The sequence below is a fragment of the Streptomyces sp. NPDC048258 genome (assembly GCF_043201995.1).
Classification (GTDB): Bacteria; Actinomycetota; Actinomycetes; order Streptomycetales; family Streptomycetaceae; genus Streptomyces.
Window position 1 is genome coordinate 441,292 of the sequence record NZ_JBICZH010000003.1, and the last position, 14,881, is coordinate 456,172.

Sequence of the window (14,881 nt, forward strand, 5' to 3'; positions counted from 1 at the left end):
GCTTCAGCGCTCGGCCGGCCGGTCTGCCGGGGCGCGCCGGGTGCGGGCCATCCTGCGGGCCACGAAGGCGCGCGGAAGGTGGCGGGCCGCCAGTGCGTACACCTGGTAGCGGCGGCCCGTGATGCTGAGCGGGCGGCGCAGGGCGAGGTCGCGCAGGGCCTGGTCGACCACGGCCCGCGGCTCCAGCCAGACCGCCTCGCGCAGTGCGCTGACGTCCATCCCGGCGCGTTCCTGGAACTCGGTGCGCGTGAAGCCCGGGACCACCGCCAGCACCCGGACCCCGTACGGTGCCATGTCCACCCGCAGCGACTCGCTGAACGCGGTGATCCACGCCTTGGCGGCCCCGTAGGTGCCGGTCGGCAGTAGTCCGGCCACCGAGGAGACGTTGACCACCGCGCCCCGGCGGCGCTCGCGCAGGCCCGGCAGCACGGCGTGGGTGAGCCGGAGCGGGACCTTGACCAGCAGGTCGAGCATCCGCTCCTCGTCCTCGACCGGGCTGTACGGGAAGGGCGCGGGCAGCCCGAAGCCCGCGTTGTTGACCAGGATGTCCACGGGCCGGGCCCGGTCGGCCAGCCGCTCGGCGACCACCGCGCAGTCCGCCGCGTCCAGCAGGTCGGCGGGCAGCACCTCGGCCGCCGTGCCGAACTCCCGGCCGAGGTCCCGCGCGACGGCCCGCAGCCGCTCCTTGTCGCGGGCGACGAGGACCAGGTCGCAGCCCTTGGCGGCGAAGCCCCGGGCGAAGGCCGCGCCCAGTCCGGCACTGGCCCCGGTGATCAGTACGGTGGTCAAGACGGCTTCACTTCCCGACGGTCCGAGACGTCACGGCGTGCGGTGTACTCCTGGGCGACGTCGACGAGGAACCGGGCCTCGTCCGCCAGGTCCCCGCTCTCGTCGGAGGTCTGGATCGCGGCGGTCAGCTCCAGGCCGACCGCCTCGCCCGGCTGTCCGGGCAGTCCGTCGAGTTTCGTCCGCCGCGCCTCCTTCAGTACGGAGGCCAGCGCGGCCGCGGTGCGCCGCTGCTCGGGGACCCCGCGGCCGGCGACCTGGCCGCGGGCGAGTTCCAGGGCGCCCGGGGAGACGTACTCCCCGAGGATCAGGATCGCGTCGCGCGTCTCGATGACCTTGCGGTACACGAGCAGGTTGCGCGGGACCGGGGGCCACAGCAGCTCGACCACCCGCCCGGCCCGCGGCTTGTTCAGAGCCACGTGCGGGACGGCCTGGACCAGGTCGCGCCACAGCGGCCACAGCCGCCACGCGGTGGCGATGTCGGCGGCGGTGCGGCGGAAGGTGAACAGGGTCGGCACGAGGATCCCGGCGGCGCGCAGCAGGCCGTGCACGTTCATCATCAGCGGCAGCGCGGGCATCGCCCAGGTGCTGCCGAACAGGGCCTTGAGCAGGTACGCGAGCCAGAACAGGCCGGCGAGCGCGGTTCCGAGGCCGAAGAGCCGCAGACCGGCGGCCAGCCCCCGGCTCTCGGTGCGGCGGCTGTAGCGCCAGCACAGGGAGACGCAGATGGTGTTGGCGGCCAGGTGCGCGGAGATCAGCACCAGCCAGTACGCGAGGGAGGGCACCGGATCGCCGACCGGCGGCATGGTGTGCGTGCCGTGCCCGGGCGCGGCCATGTCCAGCGCGACGAGCGCGGTGAGCCAGCCCGCCGTGGCGGTCCAGGAGGCGAGCTGGAGCCGGCGGCGGCCGGTGGCGGCGGCCACGAAGTAGAGGACGGCGCCGGCGGAGAGGACGCCGATGAGGTTGCGTACGAGGCCGATGGTGTGGGCGTACGCGGCCTCGCGGCTCATCGCGTAGGCGACGACGTCGGGGAGGTTCAGGGTCATCGCGGCGGCGGCCGTGGCGACGGCCAGCCACAGGCCGCGCTGCTGCCGGGAGCGCAGGGCGCCGGGGGCGCGGAGGAGGACCGCGATCCACAGGATCACCACGCTGGGAACCGACAGCCAGTTGCCGAAGGCGGTCAGGTCAGCAGCCATCGTTGCCCCACTCGTAGCCCATGGCGGACTCCAGCCGGGCCAGGGTGCCCCGGGCCCGGGTGACCGGCTGCGGGCCCGCGTTCGCCGTGCGGATGCGGATCATGCTGGCGAGCATCTCCGCCTCCTGCTCCTGGCGGGTGGTGTAGTTGGTGCGCCCGAGCACGGTGGGGGCACCTCCGTCGGCCTCCTCGCCCTCCAGCGAGTGGTGGCCGAAGAGGATGTGGCCGAGCTCGTGGAGCACGATGTGCTCCCGGTGGAGCGGGGTGGTCTGCGCCTCGTAGAAGACGTAGTCGACGCTGGCCGTGCCGACCCACAGTCCGCAGACGCCGGTCTCCGCCGCCTCCTTGGGGAGCGGATGGAGCCGGATGGGGCGGCCGCGCTGCTCGGCTATTCGGCTGCACAGCGCGTCGAGTGAAAAGGGGTGGGTCAATTCCAGATGGCCGAGAATGTTCTCGCACCGTTTACGCAAGCTGAGTTGCCGATGGGGCATGTGATCCCTCTTCGGACCCTTTCTCGGGCAGCGTCGGTAGGCGTGTGCGGGCATGGGCATGGTGTCCTGTGCCTTCAAGGCGGCCTCGGGGAATGCGGTCCTGAGGGGAAATGCGGATGCCCGTCCGCCGGGTGACGAACGGGCGTTCCACCATGCCTACAGATCTTGTACGGGAATTGGCAAGGCAGGTCCCCCGGTGGGGAACCTATTCGGCCAACGTGCACGGAGACCCCACACGCCGGGGTGGCCGCATGCCGCCGGTCAGCGCTTGCGGCGCTCCTCGGGTCCGGTGAGACCGGCGCGGCGCAGGGCGTCGGCCATCGCGCTGTTGGCGGGCGCGGGGGCGGGTGCGCCCCCGCCCTGCCGCTGGCCCTGGCCGCCGCCCTGACCGCGCTGGCTCTGGTTCCTGCCGCCGCCCTCGCGGGCGCCCGCGGCGCCGCGCTGCTGCGGCGGACGGCCGCCGCCCCGCCGCTCCTGCCGCTCCTCGCGCTGCCCGGGCGCCCCGGCGGAACGGTCCGCCTCGTCCTCCAGCCGCAGGGTCAGCGAGATCCGCTTGCGCGGGATGTCCACGTCCATGACCTTCACGCGGACGATGTCGCCCGGCTTGACCACGTCCCGGGGGTCCTTGACGAAGGTCTTCGACAGCGCCGAGACGTGCGCCAGCCCGTCCTGGTGGACGCCGATGTCGATGAAGGCGCCGAAGGCGGCCACGTTGGTGACCACGCCTTCCAGGATCATCCCGGGGGCCAGGTCGCCGATCTTCTCCACGCCCTCCTTGAAGGTCGCCGTCTTGAAGGCGGGCCGCGGGTCGCGGCCCGGCTTCTCCAGCTCGCGCAGGATGTCGGTGACCGTGGGCAGGCCGAAGGCCTCGGTGACGAACTGCTCCGGGCGCAGGGAGCGCAGGACGCCGGTGTTGCCGATCAGGGCCGCCACCTCGCCGCCGGCCGTCTTGCCCATCGCCCGGACCACCGGGTACGCCTCGGGGTGTACCGCGGAGGCGTCCAGCGGGTCGTCCCCGCCGCGGATCCGCAGGAAGCCCGCGCACTGCTCGTACGCCTTGGGGCCGAGGCGGGCCACGTCCTTGAGCCCCTTGCGGCTGCGGAAGGGGCCGTTGGCGTCGCGGTGGGAGACGATGTTCTCGGCGAGTCCGCCGCTGATGCCCGACACGCGCGAGAGCAGCGGCGCGGAGGCGGTGTTGACGTCCACGCCGACGCCGTTCACGCAGTCCTCGACCACCGCGTCGAGCGAGCGGGAGAGCTTCACCTCGGACAGGTCGTGCTGGTACTGGCCGACGCCGATCGACTTCGGGTCGATCTTGACCAGCTCGGCGAGCGGGTCCTGCAGGCGCCGGGCGATGGAGACCGCCCCGCGCAACGACACGTCCATGCCGGGGAGTTCCTGCGAGGCGAAGGCGGACGCCGAGTACACGGAGGCGCCGGCCTCCGAGACCATCACCTTGGTGAGCCCCAGCTCGGGGTGGCGGGTGATGAGGTCCCCGGCGAGCTTGTCGGTCTCCCGGGAGGCCGTGCCGTTGCCGATCGCGATCAGCTCGACCGCGTGCTCCTTCGCGAGGCGGGCGAGCTTGGCGAGGGACTCGTCCCACTTGTTGGCGGGCACGTGCGGGTAGATGACGTCCGTGGCCACGACCTTGCCGGTGGCGTCCACGACGGCGACCTTCACGCCGGTACGGAAGCCCGGGTCCAGGCCGAGCGTCGAGCGGGTGCCCGCGGGGGCCGCGAGCAGCAGGTCGCGCAGGTTCGCGGCGAAGACCCGTACGGCCTCGTCCTCGGCGGCGGCGCGCAGCCGCGTCCGCAGGTCGATGCCGAGGTGCACCTGGATCTTCGTACGCCAGGCCCAGCGGACGGTGTCGGCCAGCCACTTGTCGCCGGGGCGCGCGCGGTCCGCGATGCCGAAGCGGCGGGCGACCATGCCCTCGTACGTGGACGGGCCGGGCGTTTCGCTCGGTTCCTCCGGCTCCAGGGTGAGGTCGAGGACGTCCTCCTTCTCGCCGCGCAGCATGGCGAGGACGCGGTGCGAGGGCAGCGCGGTGAACGGCTCGGCGAAGTCGAAGTAGTCGGCGAACTTGGCGCCCGCCTCCTCCTTGCCCTCGCGGACCTTCGCCGCGAGCCGGCCGCGGCTCCACATGCGCTCGCGCAGTTCGCCGATCAGGTCGGCGTCCTCGGCGAACCGCTCGGTGAGGATGGCGCGGGCGCCCTCCAGGGCCGCGGCCGGATCGGCGACGCCCTTGCCGGCGTCGACGAACGCGGCGGCCGCGGCGGCCGGTTCCACCGAGGGGTCGGCGAGCAGGCCCTCGGCGAGCGGCTCCAGACCGGCCTCGCGGGCGATCTGCGCCTTGGTGCGCCGCTTGGGCTTGAAGGGCAGGTAGATGTCCTCCAGCCGGGCCTTGGTGTCGGCCGCGTTGATCCGCGCCTCCAGCTCGGCGTCGAGCTTGCCCTGCTCCCGCACGGAGTCCAGGATCGCGGAGCGCCGGTCCTCCAGCTCGCGCAGATACCTCAGCCGCTCCTCGAGGGTGCGCAGCTGGGCATCGTCGAGCATCTCGGTCGCTTCCTTGCGGTAGCGCGCGATGAACGGCACGGTGGAGCCGCCGTCGAGCAGCTCGACGGCGGCCTTGACCTGCCGCTCCCGTACGCCGAGCTCCTCGGCGATCCTGCCTTCGATGGACGTCGTCACGATCGGGTCCCGCCTGCCTTCGTTTGCACTGGAAGGCTGCCAATTGTGGCAGGTGGCCGTGGCAAGGGGCGGTAAGCCCGCCAGAGCGCGGCCGCGGGGCCCGGGGGCGGGGCCGGTTCAGGCGCGGTCAGGCCGTGCCGGTCAGGCCTTGCCGCGCAGATCCGCCGGGAAGGCTCCGGCCATGACCGCCTTCATCACGAAGCCGCCGCCGAGTTCCGCCAGGCGGGCCAGGCCGGCTGCGCCCAGGTGCTCGTAGGGGGCGGCGTCGAGGCGGTCGGTCTCGGTCTCCAGCCGCTCGCGCAGGGCCGCGCCCTGTTCGGTCAGCTCGCCGCCGGCGTCGAGCACGCCGCGCTCGCGCAGCCGGGCGGCCGCGGCGTCCAGGTCGGACTGCTCCCAGCCGCGGATGGACTTGAGCCACTTCGGGGTCATGCCCTTGCCGGTGGCGGTGTGGCTGACCAGGGCTTCGAGCGGGTCCAGGTCCGCGAGGAGCAGGGCGGCGAGGTGGCCGTCGCCGCGGTGCTCGCGCAGCAGGGTGGTGGCGTGCCACAGGCGCAGGTGCGGTTCCTCGGGTACGGGGAGGTCGGCGTGGGCCGCGTAGAGGGGGCGGGCGTGCCGGGTACAGCCCTCGGTGGCGCGTATCGCCAGGTCGGCGGCCTCGGCGAGCTCGGGCGACTCGATGGTCTCGGTGCCGAGCAGCCGGCGCAGGGTGGCGTCGGCGGCGCGCAGCCGGGCGGCGAGGGCCTGTTCGGGCGTGGCGGTCTCCCAGACGGCCGGGAGGTGCCGGGCGACGAGGTCGTGGCGGTAGTTGTAGAACGTGGCGGTCACCGTGCCCGCTCCGACGGCGCCCATGGCCGCGGACCGGTGGGCGAGGTTGACGGCGACGGGGTCGGTGATCCCGAGGCCGGCGAACTCCTTGGTGGTGTCCCGCGAGAAGTAGACGGTGGAGTGCAGCGGATTGATCGCGGCGTGCCAGCAGTGCCGTGCGGCGAGCGGGGGAAGAGTCATGGACGGCAGGTTACCGACTGCTCAGTATGTCGGCCAGGTCCGGCTGTGGATCCGGCCACCGGCGCCCGGGAACGCGGACCAGGCGCGGGAGAGGCGGGCCACGAGCTCCGCCAGGCGGGGCGGCGGGAGCGTGAAGGGGAGTCGGACGCGGTCGTCGTGGGCGCCCGAGGGGTCGGTCGTCGAGCCGGGGATCAGCTCGACCCCGTACCGCAGCGCGACCTGCGCGAAGACGGCCGCGTCCGTTCCCGCCGGGAGCCGGATCCACAAGGCCGCGCCGCCGGCCGGGCGTTGCCAGGACCAGCCGGGCAGTTCCCGTACGAGCAGCCCCTCCAGCCCGGTCAGGGCGGCCCGCAGGGTCACCGCCCGGGCCGCCCGGATGGCCTCCACGCGCGGCAGCAGGCGGACGGCGAGGGCCTGGTCCAGCAGCGGACTGCCCAGGTCGGCCAGGGCCTTGAGCCGGGCGAGGCGCTCCACCACCGGCGCAGGCCCGCGCAGCCAGCCGATGCGCAGGCCGCCCCACACGGCCTTGGCGAGGGAGCCGACGCTCAGCACCTCCGCGTCCGGCGGGGCGAACGCGGCCACCGGGCCCGGCTCCGGGGTGTCCCACAGCCGGGTGTCGTAGGCGAGGTCCTCCACGACCGGAACCCGCGCCCGCGCGGCCAGCGCCGCGACGCGCTCCCGCCGGGCGGCGGACATCAGTGCCCCGGTCGGGTTGTGGAAGGTGGGCGTGACCTGGGCCAGCACCGCCCCGGGCAGGGCGGCCCGGAAGCCGGGCAGCTCGATGCCGTCCGCGTCCAGCGGCACCCGCCGCGGCCGCGCCCCGGCGGCCAGCAGGGCGTCCAGGCATCCCGGCCAGCTCGGTGTCTCCACCACCACCGCCGAACCGCGCCGTACGTACAGCTGCGCCACGAGGGTGAGCGCCTGGGTGGCGCCGGTCGTGACGAGGATCTGTCCGGGCTCCGTCCGCAGCCCGTCGGCCGTGTACCGGTCCGCCATCGCGGCCCGCAGCTCCGGAAGGCCGCCCGGGTGGTAGCCGGTCTCCGCCAGCAGCGGATCCAGCCCGTCGGCCAGGAGCGCGGCGAGGGCCTCCCGTACCTCGGGAACCGCGCCCTGTGCGGCGGCCGACAGGGAGATCACCTCGGCCGGGCCGTCCACCAGCCGCTGGACCACGGCCGTGCCGGTGCCGCCGTGGACCCGCCCGTCGGCCGGCCGCAGCGAGGCTCCCGGCAGCCGGGCGATCCGGGTCCCGCTCCCCCGCAGGCTGTCCACCGCGCCGGAGCCGCGCAGTGCGTCGTAGGCGGAGACCACGGTGGCCCGGCTGAGGCCCAGGGCCGCGGCGAGGGTCCGCTCGGCGGGCAGCCGGTCGCCGGGGGCGAGTTCGCCCGTGCGGACGGCGCGGTGCAGGGCGGTGGCGAGGCGCCGGTACAGCGGGCCGGGGCCGCTCGTCCAGCCGCCCAGTACGGCGTCCAGTTCGGCCGGCGACCACACGCGCGGCGCGGAACGGTCCACTTGCCCCTCCATTGGCCCGGGTGCCCTCCCCCGGGCTCCACCAGGCTCAATCTATGACCACCGCCACCCTCCTCGCCTTCGTCGCCGCAGCCGTGGTGCTCATCCTCGTCCCCGGCCCGAACATGGTCCTGATCGTCACGCGCGCCGCCGCCCAGGGCCGGCGGGCGGGGCTGGCCACGGCGGCGGGGGTGGAGAGCGCCACCGTGGTGCACATCGCCGTCGCCGTGTCGGGCGCCCGGGAACTGGTGGCCCGCTCCCCCGCCGCCTTCCTCGTCCTCTCCTACGCCGGCGCGGGCTATCTGCTGTTCCTGGGCGTACGGGCCCTGCGCGCCGGGCCGTTCCTCCCCGACGCCGAGGAGACCCCGCCCGCGCCCCTGGGCCGTGCCTTCGCCGACGGCGCCCTGGCCAATCTCCTCAACCCCAAGGTGACCCTCTTCTTCCTGGCCTTCCTCCCGCAGTTCATCCGGCCGGATTCAGCCGATCCGAAGGCACAGATGTGGCTCCTCGGAGGGGTGTTCCTCGTCCTCGGCGCGCTCCTCGACATCGGCTACGCGTGCGCCGGCGGGGCCTTGAGCCGCTGGCTGCGCCGCAGGCCACGGGCCCTGGCCCGGCAGCACTGGGCGGTCGCCGGGGTGTATCTGACGCTCGGTGCCCTGGGCGCCCTCGCGGCGCTGTCCGCCGGCCCGTGACGGCCGGATGGCGATCGTGTGACAGCGGGGGCCATGGACATGACGTGGGGCGCCACGGGTGAATACGGTCGAGCGACAAGGCCTTGAACCGATCTGTCTCCCCTACCACTTGGAGCCATTCGTGCACCGCAAAGTCATCGCCCCGAGCGTGCTCGCCGCTTCCCTGCTGCTGGTGATCCCGGCGTCGGCGGCGAGTTCCGGTCCGGGCGCCCCGGGTATCGGCGATCCCTACTACCCGGCCAGCGGCAACGGCGGATACGACGTGTCGCACTACGACCTGCGCCTGCAGTACCAGCCGAAGACGGACCTGCTCGAAGGCACCGCCACCCTCCTCGCCACGGCCAAGCAGGACCTGTCCCGCTTCAACCTCGACTTCGGCCTCCAGGTCAGCGAGGTCCGGGTCAACGGGGCCAAGGCGAAGTTCGCCACCTCCGGGACCCACGAGCTGGAGGTCACCCCGGCGAAGCCGCTGGCGCGCAACACCCCGCTGACCGTCGTCGTCAAGTACGCAGGGAAGCCCTCCGAGCTGAAGGTCGACGGCTGGACGGCCTGGCAGCGCACGCCCGACGGCGGCGTGGCGGCGCAGGAGCCCGACTCGGCGGTCTGGTGGTTCCCGAGCAACGACCACCCGCTCGACAAGGCCACCTTCGACGTCTCGGTCAACGTCCCGGACGGCACCCAGGCGATCAGCAACGGCGTGCTCCAGTCGCAGACCTCGCGGCTCGGCTGGACCCGCTACAACTGGCGGTCCAACAAGCCGCAGGCCACGTACCTCGCCACCCTCGCGGTCGGCAAGTTCGACATCACCACCGACAAGACGGCGAGCGGCCTGCCGGTCCTGAACGCCTACAGCAAGGACCTCGGCGACAACGCGGGCGCGGCGCGCGCGAGCGTGGAGCGGACCGCCGAGGTCGCCGAGTGGCTGGAGGGGGTCTTCGGTCCGTACCCCTTCAACGCGCTGGGCGGCTACGTGCCGAACGTGACCGCCGGCTTCGCGCTGGAGACCCAGACGCGGCCGTTCTACGGTCCGCGCCAGTTCCAGAACGGCGCCAACGTCTCGGTGGTCGTGCACGAGCTGGCCCACCAGTGGTACGGCGACAGCGTGTCCGTCGAGGGCTGGAAGGACATCTGGATCAACGAGGGCTTCGCCCGCTACAGCCAGTGGCTGTGGTCGGAGAAGGAGGGCGAGGGCACCGCGCGGGAGCTCGCCGACTGGGCCTACTCCACGCGTCCGGCGGAGGACCCGTTCTGGCAGGTCAAGCCGGGTGACCCGGGTCCGGAGAACCAGTTCCACGGTGCCGTGTACGACCGCGGCGGAATCGCCCTGCAGGCGCTGCGCAACCACATCGGCGACGAGAAGTTCTTCCAGATCCTCAAGGGCTGGCCGGCCGAGCGCTCCTACGGCAACGCCAAGGTCGCGGACTTCGTCGCCTACGCGGAGAAGGTGTCCGGGCGGCCGCTGGCCCAGCTGTTCGACACCTGGCTGTACACCCCGGGCAAGCCGGACGCCTCGGCGCTGAACCCCACGGCGCCGGCCGCCACGGCCCGTTCCTTCTCGGCCCCGGTGACGAAGACGGAGCCGAAGTCCTGGAAGAAGATCGCGGAGACGAACACGATCCACGACCACGACCACGGGACCGAGCACGGGACCGAGCACGGGAACGACGGGCACTGACCCCCGTCAGCGGGCGGCGGCGCGCCGGCGGGCCCGCGCCGCCCGCGCGATGGGCAGGTACCGCAGCCGTTCGGGGAGCAGCGGTACGAGGAGCCGTGCGGCCGTGCTGAACCGCCGGAGCCTGCGCTCCTGGGCCGGGCTCCACTCCAGCCCGACGGCCGCGCGCGCCTCGGGCGGCATGTAGCCGACGGTGACGAAGGCCCGGAAGCGCAGGTAGGCCACGCTCAGCACGGGCCAGGTGAGCCGCAGCAGCAGCCGCACCGGCAGCGGGCCGCCCTCGGGGCGGGGCAGCGGCACGTCGGTGGCGACCAGCTCGCGGGCGACCGCGGTCGGCTCGATCTCCTCGGCCAGCATCCGGTGGTAGTACGGCCAGAACTCCTCGACGGTCTGCGGCATGTCCCGGTCGCGCAGGCCGAGGATCCGGCCGACCTGGAGCCACTCCCGGTAGAGCTGCCGTTCGTCGGCGGGGCTGATGCGGCGGAACAGGTAGCGCCCGGAGTACAGGGCGATGGGGAACCCGGTGGCGTGCACCCAGGCGTAGCAGGCCGGGTCGAGGGAGTGGTAGCGGCGCCCCCGGGTGTCGGTGCCCTGGATCTCCCGGTGCAGGCGGCGGACCCTGCGGCCCTCGGCGGCGGCCTCGTCCCCGCCGTACACCCACAGCTGGACGGAGCGCAGCGAGCGCTCGCCGCGCCCCCAGGGGTCGGTGCGGAAGACCGAGTACTGGTCGACCCCGGCCCCGACCGCGGGGTGGGCGACCTGGAGGGTGAAGGCGGCGGGCAGCGTCAGCAAGGACCGGATGTCCCCGGCCGTGGTCCACAGCACCCCTCCGGGCGGGGGTGGCTCGGGGTCGGTGCGGGCCCCCGGGGGGCGGCTTTCCGATGTGTTCGCTGCCGTTGTGCTCATGTGACCAGTATGCGAGAGCCAGATGTCCCCGGGCCGGACAGAAAGTCTTGTCACGGGTGTTACCCAGAGGTAACCGTGGCTGCTTGGATGGCGGAGCCGATCTTCCCTTCCCCCGCAGGAATGATGGAGACCTCCATGCAGCACACCTCGCACCGCCGTCACCGGGCCGCCGCCGCTGCCGTCGCCGCGGTCGCCGCCGGCGCGCTGGCCGCCACCACCGCGCCGGCCGCCACGGCCGCGCCCTCCGCCACGGCCGGGGTCGCCTCCACCCCTCGGCTGAGCGTCCTGTCGTACAACGTCTTCCTGATGAGCAAGAACCTGTACCCGAACTGGGGTCAGGACCACCGGGCGGCGGAGATCCCCAAGGCCGGCTTCTACCAGGGCCACGACGTGGTCGTGCTCCAGGAGGCCTTCGACAACGGCGCCTCCGACGCGCTGAAGGCCAACTCGGCGGCCCAGTACCCGTACCAGACCCCGGTCGTCGGCCGTAGCAAGACCGGCTGGGACGCCACGGGCGGCGCCTACTCCTCCACCACCCCGGAGGACGGCGGCGTCACGGTCCTGAGCAAGTGGCCGATCGTCCGCAAGGAGCAGGTGGTCTACAAGGACGCCTGCGGCGCCGACTGGTGGTCCAACAAGGGCTTCGCCTATGTCGTGCTGAACGTGAACGGCACCAAGGTGCACGTGGTCGGCACGCACGCCCAGTCCACCGACCCGGGCTGCGGCGCGGGCGAGGCGGCGGACATGCGCGCCCGCCAGTTCCGCGCGATCGACGCCTTCCTGGACGGGAAGAACATCCCGGCGAACGAGCAGGTCATCGTGGCCGGCGACCTGAACGTCGACTCGCGCACCCCCGAGTACGCCGCCCTGCTCGCCAACGCCGACCTGGCCGGCTCCGACACGCGCACGGGCCACCCGTACTCCTTCGACACCGCGCTGAACTCGATAGCGAACTACCGCTACCCGACCGACCCGCGCGAGGACCTGGACTACGTCCTCTACCGCAAGGGCAACGCCCGTCCGGCGGGCTGGGAGAACAACGTCGTCAAGGAGGAGTCGGCACCCTGGACGGTCTCCAGCTGGGGCTCCTCTTACACGTACACCAACCTCTCCGACCACTACCCGCTGATCGGCCGCTAGACCTCGGCCCTGGTCCGGTGAGCGGCGTGCCGCCCACCGGACCAGGGCCGTTCGCGTCAGGGGGCCTCGTAGAGGCCCTCGATCAGCGCCCCGTACTTCTCCCGGACCACGCGGCGGCGCAGCTTCAGCGAGGGCGTGAGCTCGCCCGACTCCGGGCCCCACTCCTCGGTCAGCACCCGGTACCGCTTGATCTGCTCGGTCCGGTTGAGCCGCGCGTTGGCCGCCTCGACGGCCCGGGCGATCTCCTCCCGGACGGCGGGGTGTTCGGCGAGCTCGCCGAGGGAGGCGGCCTCGATGCCCCGGGCCGCGGCCCAGGCCGGGGCCAGCTCCTGGTCGAGGACCAGCAGGGCGACGAGGTAGGACCGGGCGTCTCCGTGGACCAGCGCCTGGCCGATCAGCGGGTGCTCCTTGACGGTGTTCTCCACCAGCGCCGGGGAGACGTTCTTGCCCGTGGAGGTGATGATCAGTTCCTTCTTGCGGTCGGTCAGCCAGAGGAACCCGTCCTCGTCGAGCCGGCCGATGTCCCCGGTCGGGAACCAGCCCTCGGCGTCGGCGGCGCTCTCGACCGAGCCGTCGGGCCGCAGGTAGCCGCCGAAGACGGTCTCGCCGCGGGTGAGGATCTCCCCGTCGTCGGCGAGCCTCAGCTCCAGCCCCTCGATCGGCCGGCCCACCGATCCGAGCCGGAAGGCATCCGGGCTGTTGACCGTGCACACGCCGGCGGTCTCGGTGAGCCCCCAGGCATCCATGATGGTGATCCCCCAGCCCGCCCAGAAGCGGACCACGTCGATCGGCATCGGCGCGGTGGCACTCGCCGTCCAGACGAGGCGGTCCAGGCCCGCCAGGCCCAGCAGCGGGTCCAGCGCCCGCTCCTTCGCGGTGGCGTACGAGGCTTCGAGCGCGGCCGGTATCGCCTCCCCGCGCTCGCGGTGGCCGGCCCGGGCGCGGGCCAGCTCGTTGGCCGCCTCGATGGCGGCGCGCTGCTCCCCTGGCAGCTGGGCGAGGACGGCCCGGACGGACGCGGCGAGCTTCTCCCACACGCGGGGCACGCCGAAGAACTGCACCGGGCGCAGCTCGCGGACCGCGCCGGACACGGCGGCGGGGTCCGCGCACAGCCGTACGTGGGCGGCGCGCAGCAGCGGCAGGTAGATGCCGAGGACCCGCTCGGCGATGTGCGCGAAGGGCAGGTAGCAGATGTGCTCGGCGTGCTCGGGCAGTTCCACGTGCCGGTCGAGGCGGACCGCCTGGAGCATGAGGTTGCGGTGGCTGAGGCGGACGCCCTTGGGATCGCCGGTGGTGCCGGAGGTGTAGACGACGGTGAGCGGGTCCTCGGGGCGGGTGTCCCGCCAGGCCTTCTCGAAGGCGTCGGCGCGGTGCAGCCGGGCACCGCTCGCGTACAGGGAGCCGTACGTGCGGTGCGGGCCCGCCTCGGCGGCGTTCGCCACGACCAGCCGCTCCAGGGGCACGCCGGCGTCGGTCAGCAGCGGCTCCCACCGGGCGAGCTCGCGGGCGCCCTCGACGACGGCGACCTTGGCCCGGCTGTGGCGGGCGATGTGGGCGATCTGCCCGGGCGCGGAGGTCCCGTACACGGTGACGGGGACGGCGCCGAGGTGGACGATGGCGAGGTCGCTGAGCCAGTGCTCGGGGCGGTTGCCCATCATCAGCAGGACGTGGTCGCCGCGCTCGACGCCGAGGGCGGCGTAGCCGGAGGCGAGGACGGCGGTCTGGCGGCGCACCTCGCTCCAGCTGAGGGTCGTCCACTGGGCGGCTCCGGGGCCGGCGCGCCAGGAGAGGGCGGGCAGGTCCCCGTACTCGGCGGCGTTGCGGGCCAGCAGGGCGGGGAGGGTGAGCTCCTCGGGTCGTCCGGGCAGTCGCAGGTTCGTGGTCATGGGCAGCTCCTGGCCGTTTCACATCGTTGGTGCGACAGCAATACTGTTGAACCCAAGCTGTGGAGCATGTGGAGCAGAGAGCGAGGCGCAGACGATGGCCGACCAGGCACCCGAGCCGATGCTCACCGTCGACGAGCTGGCGGCCAGGGCGGGCGTCACCGTCCGTACCGTACGGTTCTACAGCACGCGCGGGCTTTTGCCCCCTCCCGTGATCGGTCCTCGTCGGGTGGGCCACTACGGCCCGGAGCACCTCTCCCGGCTGGCCCTGATCGAGGAGTTGCAGCACCAGGGCATGACGCTGTCGGCTTGTCAGCGCTACCTGGACGCGCTGCCCGACGATCTGAGTGCGCACGATCTGGCGATACACCGGGCGCTGGTGGCCAGTTGGGCACCGGACTCGGCGCAGGAGGTCTCGCGGGCCGAGCTGGAGAAGCGGGCGGGGCGGAGCCTGTCGGACACCGACGTACGGCGGCTGACGGCGATGAACGTGCTCGCCGTGTCGGGGGACGGGTTCCGGGTGGACGTGGGCCTGTTGCGGCTGGGGGTCGCGCTGCTGGACGTGCCGATCGCGCACGAGACGATCCTGGCGGCGCGCAAGGTGCTGGTGGAGCACACCAGGTCGGCGGCGCACGAGCTGACGGCGCTGTTCCGGGACGAGGTGTGGGGGCCGTTCACGGAGGGCGAGAGCGATCCGGAGCGGGTGGAGTCGATGAAGGCGCTGTCGGCGCACATGCAGCCGATGGTGGTGCAGGCGCTGGTGACGGCCTTCCAGCGGTCGCTCCGGGAGGAACTGCGGGCGGCTTTCGTCTCCGGCGGCGAGATGTCCGACGCGGCCTCCGGCGAGGACTCCTGACCGAGCGGGCCGGACCCGTTCTGGGTACGCTGAAAATACATCTCCGCGCCGGGCCGGC

12 protein-coding genes are annotated in these 14,881 nt (G+C 73.3%); 4 read left to right on the forward strand and 8 right to left on the reverse strand.

The genetic code is table 11. The features are described 5' to 3' along the window. Positions 1–3: 3 nt before the first annotated feature. The 6 genes from ACGFYQ_RS09530 to ACGFYQ_RS09555 all read right to left on the reverse strand — a co-directional run bounded on the left by ACGFYQ_RS09530 (position 4) and on the right by ACGFYQ_RS09555 (position 7,677). Positions 4–789 (reverse strand): SDR family NAD(P)-dependent oxidoreductase, encoded by a 786-nt coding sequence (locus ACGFYQ_RS09530; RefSeq protein WP_393741697.1) that lies wholly within the window; start codon positions 787–789, stop codon positions 4–6. Then, complete coding sequence (locus ACGFYQ_RS09535) at positions 786–1,982, reverse strand: MAB_1171c family putative transporter (RefSeq protein WP_393741699.1); 1,197 nt, start codon at positions 1,980–1,982, stop codon at positions 786–788. The genes ACGFYQ_RS09530 and ACGFYQ_RS09535 overlap by 4 nt, the downstream gene beginning before the upstream one ends. After that, complete coding sequence (locus tag ACGFYQ_RS09540) at positions 1,972–2,412, reverse strand: hypothetical protein (protein WP_393741701.1); 441 nt, start codon at positions 2,410–2,412, stop codon at positions 1,972–1,974. The genes ACGFYQ_RS09535 and ACGFYQ_RS09540 overlap by 11 nt, the downstream gene beginning before the upstream one ends. Before the next feature lie 321 nt (positions 2,413–2,733). Next, on the reverse strand, positions 2,734–5,163 hold the full coding sequence (locus ACGFYQ_RS09545) for a Tex family protein (RefSeq protein ID WP_393741703.1): 2,430 nt from the start codon (positions 5,161–5,163) through the stop codon (positions 2,734–2,736). 141 nt (positions 5,164–5,304) lie between these two features. Next, complete coding sequence (locus tag ACGFYQ_RS09550) at positions 5,305–6,168, reverse strand: hypothetical protein (protein ID WP_393741705.1); 864 nt, start codon at positions 6,166–6,168, stop codon at positions 5,305–5,307. 21 nt (positions 6,169–6,189) lie between these two features. Continuing rightward, positions 6,190–7,677 (reverse strand): PLP-dependent aminotransferase family protein, encoded by a 1,488-nt coding sequence (locus ACGFYQ_RS09555; protein ID WP_393741707.1) that lies wholly within the window; start codon positions 7,675–7,677, stop codon positions 6,190–6,192. Positions 7,678–7,730: 53 nt separating this feature from the next. Between ACGFYQ_RS09555 and ACGFYQ_RS09560 the strand changes: the two genes are divergently transcribed. After that, the gene (locus ACGFYQ_RS09560) at positions 7,731–8,366 is read left to right on the forward strand and encodes a LysE family translocator (RefSeq protein WP_393741709.1); all 636 of its coding nucleotides are present in this window, start codon (positions 7,731–7,733) and stop codon (positions 8,364–8,366) included. Positions 8,367–8,487: 121 nt separating this feature from the next. Continuing rightward, on the forward strand, positions 8,488–10,041 hold the full coding sequence (locus ACGFYQ_RS09565; RefSeq protein WP_393741711.1) for a M1 family metallopeptidase: 1,554 nt from the start codon (positions 8,488–8,490) through the stop codon (positions 10,039–10,041). Positions 10,042–10,047: 6 nt separating this feature from the next. Here ACGFYQ_RS09565 and ACGFYQ_RS09570 read toward each other — a convergent pair whose 3' ends face one another. Further along, positions 10,048–10,944 (reverse strand): oxygenase MpaB family protein, encoded by an 897-nt coding sequence (locus tag ACGFYQ_RS09570; protein ID WP_393741713.1) that lies wholly within the window; start codon positions 10,942–10,944, stop codon positions 10,048–10,050. A 135-nt stretch (positions 10,945–11,079) separates the two neighbouring features. Between ACGFYQ_RS09570 and sph the strand changes: the two genes are divergently transcribed. Continuing rightward, entirely contained in the window at positions 11,080–12,084 is a 1,005-nt protein-coding gene (gene sph / locus ACGFYQ_RS09575; protein ID WP_393741715.1) for a sphingomyelin phosphodiesterase, read from the forward strand. A 56-nt stretch (positions 12,085–12,140) separates the two neighbouring features. Here sph and ACGFYQ_RS09580 read toward each other — a convergent pair whose 3' ends face one another. Further along, entirely contained in the window at positions 12,141–13,970 is a 1,830-nt protein-coding gene (locus ACGFYQ_RS09580; RefSeq protein WP_393741717.1) for an AMP-dependent synthetase/ligase, read from the reverse strand. A 94-nt stretch (positions 13,971–14,064) separates the two neighbouring features. On the opposite strand from ACGFYQ_RS09580, the gene ACGFYQ_RS09585 reads away from it, so the two are divergent. Continuing rightward, entirely contained in the window at positions 14,065–14,823 is a 759-nt protein-coding gene (locus ACGFYQ_RS09585) for a MerR family transcriptional regulator (protein WP_393741719.1), read from the forward strand. Positions 14,824–14,881 lie beyond the last annotated feature (58 nt).

Bases quoted from the DNA above. Each gene is read 5' to 3' on its own strand.
- ACGFYQ_RS09535 (WP_393741699.1), bottom strand. From the start codon at position 1,982: ATGGCTGCTGACCTGACCGCCTTCGGCAACTGGCTGTCGGTTCCCAGC.
- ACGFYQ_RS09550 (WP_393741705.1), bottom strand. From the start codon at position 6,168: ATGACTCTTCCCCCGCTCGCCGCACGGCACTGCTGGCACGCCGCGATC.
- ACGFYQ_RS09560 (WP_393741709.1), top strand. From the start codon at position 7,731: ATGACCACCGCCACCCTCCTCGCCTTCGTCGCCGCAGCCGTGGTGCTC.
- ACGFYQ_RS09570 (WP_393741713.1), bottom strand. From the start codon at position 10,944: ATGAGCACAACGGCAGCGAACACATCGGAAAGCCGCCCCCCGGGGGCC.
- sph (WP_393741715.1), top strand. From the start codon at position 11,080: ATGCAGCACACCTCGCACCGCCGTCACCGGGCCGCCGCCGCTGCCGTC.
- ACGFYQ_RS09580 (WP_393741717.1), bottom strand. From the start codon at position 13,970: ATGACCACGAACCTGCGACTGCCCGGACGACCCGAGGAGCTCACCCTC.
- ACGFYQ_RS09585 (WP_393741719.1), top strand. From the start codon at position 14,065: ATGGCCGACCAGGCACCCGAGCCGATGCTCACCGTCGACGAGCTGGCG.